The sequence below is a fragment of the Halalkalibaculum sp. DA3122 genome (assembly GCF_043951865.1).
Classification (GTDB): Bacteria; Bacteroidota; Rhodothermia; order Balneolales; family Balneolaceae; genus JAMQKA01.
Genome location: NZ_JBINJF010000102.1, coordinates 1 through 667, shown reverse-complemented (window position 1 = coordinate 667; position 667 = coordinate 1). Strand labels below are relative to the sequence as shown.

At 52.0% G+C, this 667-nt stretch carries 1 protein-coding gene; it reads left to right on the top strand.

Features of this window, described 5'->3' with window-relative positions:
• Positions 1 to 667, top strand: a 667-nt coding sequence (locus ACG2F4_RS19375) for an HAD-IC family P-type ATPase (RefSeq protein WP_395262593.1), incomplete at both ends; no start/stop codon positions are given.

Here is a 667-nt window from a genome sequence, read left to right as displayed (position 1 = left end):
TAGAAGGACAAGTTTTCTTCTGGGAGCTGGCCACGCTGGTGGATATCATGCTGATCGGCCATTACATCGAGATGAAATCGGTGATGAGCGCCTCCCGTGCTCTGGAAGAGCTGGCCAAACTGATGCCGTCTGAGGCTCACGTTGTTCAGGAAGACGGATCGACGAAAGATGTACCACTTGAAGAGTTGCAAAAAGGATATAAAGTGCTGGTCAAACCCGGGGAAAAGATTCCGGCTGACGGACTAGTAATTGACGGCAAGTCTTCGGTTAATGAATCACTGATGACGGGAGAATCAAAGCCCGTGTCCAAACAAAAAGACGATGAAGTAATCGGGGGATCCATCAATGGAGAGGGATCGCTGACTATTGAAGTTAACCGGACGGGTGAAGACTCCTTTCTCTCCCAGGTCATTGACCTTGTTCGACAGGCACAAGAAAGCAAGTCCCGAACACAGGACTTGGCAAATCGCGCCGCATTTTGGTTGACCATCATTGCGTTAGGTGCCGGTGCGCTTACCTTCTTTGCGTGGACCTTCTTTACTACTGAAGATTTTGTATTCGCCTTGGAGCGAACCGTTACGGTGATGGTGATCGCCTGCCCGCATGCACTGGGGCTGGCGGTACCGCTGGTCGTGGCCGTTTCCACCAGCCTGGCCGCCCAAAATGG